The 1,288-nt window shown below is 23.2% G+C and carries 2 protein-coding genes; both read right to left on the bottom strand.

Annotated elements, in window-relative coordinates; all coding sequences use genetic code 4:
* Nucleotides 1-84: 84 nt before the first annotated feature.
* A complete protein-coding gene (locus tag EHV01_RS05720) occupies nucleotides 85-273 on the bottom strand; it encodes a hypothetical protein (RefSeq protein ID WP_422066620.1) in 189 nt (62 codons plus the stop codon).
* A 177-nt stretch (nucleotides 274-450) separates the two neighbouring features.
* A complete protein-coding gene (locus EHV01_RS05715; RefSeq protein ID WP_422066619.1) occupies nucleotides 451-1,053 on the bottom strand; it encodes an FMN-dependent NADH-azoreductase in 603 nt (200 codons plus the stop codon).
* Between the last annotated feature and the right edge of the window lie 235 nt (nucleotides 1,054-1,288).

Genomic DNA, 1,288 nt, shown 5'->3' with positions numbered 1-1,288 from the left:
ATTTTTAAATAAAAGACATAATTAATTAAAATTATAATTTGCTATTAGTATCTTTTTAAAAATATTTACAATTATTTTAATAGGTTATGCAAGAAGTCTATTATAAAAATTTTTAATGTCTGATAGTTCTTCTAAGTTTATTATTTCTTTTAGATTATTATCATTTGAGATAACTTCTTGGTATATTTTATATTTTTCATCTAATTCTGCTTTAAAATCTGCATATTCATTAGCAATAACTTTTAAATTATTAATAAATTCGATTCTTTTCATTGCAATTTTCTTTCAATATTATTTTTAATTATTATTTCATAAATAATAATTAAAGTAATTTATTTTAAAATTAATTTTAAAATCATATACTTATTAAGTTTATCATAATTTATTAGTACAAACACTAATAAGCAAATAAAAACTCAACAGATGTTGAGTTTTTATTATTTTTGTTAATTAAAATGTTTTAACAACTTTTTGAATTTCTTCATCATATTGGTCAATTAACTCATCTGGACTTAGGGCATTGGTTGGAGCAACTTTCGTTCCTGCAACAAGAATTGGTTTATTAACAGTAGCACCAACAAATTCTCATGTTCCTTTTAAATATTCGGTGTGATTTCCCCATGGATATCAACCAAAAGGAGCTCCTTGGGTTGTTAAAATTTGTACTTTTAAATGTGGTAATAACCCGATTGCATCACCTTTTTTTGCATATTTATATGAAAATGTTTTATCTGCAACTAACACATGATCTAAGTAATTTTTCATTAAGCCAGAAACATTAAAGTTGTTCATTGGACATACAACAATAACTTTTTGCACTTCTTTTAATTGATTAATATAAACATCAGCATCCTCTGCATTAAAATAAGTGCCAAAATTATCACACGTAAGTGTTTTAAGGGCCATTGGGGTTTCGTTTAAATCTAAACGAATAATTTCATCGTTTGCATTTGCTGCTTGATAATATTTAAGAAAACGAGCTGCTAAAGCTTTTGAATATGATTTTTCATTAGGACTAACCGTTCCATAAATTACTAATACTTTATTTGCCATGATTATCGTTCCTTTCTCGTTTTATTTTATCATATTTTATTCTCTAAACTAATTAATAATATTGCTAGAAACTGTTGAAAATGATAATTTTTGATAATTTAAAAAATTTAACAAAATTTTTAAAATATGTAAAATAAAGATGCAAGTAGGATTTTTAACCCTTATTAAGTCAATAATATATTTTTTATTAAAAATTGCTTTAATTTTGTCGAAAACTCTTGATATTTATAAATAA

This window comes from Spiroplasma sp. hy2, assembly GCF_044714365.1.
GTDB lineage: Bacteria > Bacillota_I > Bacilli_A > Mycoplasmatales > Mycoplasmataceae > Spiroplasma > Spiroplasma phoeniceum.
This window is presented reverse-complemented; position numbering and strand designations above follow the sequence as displayed.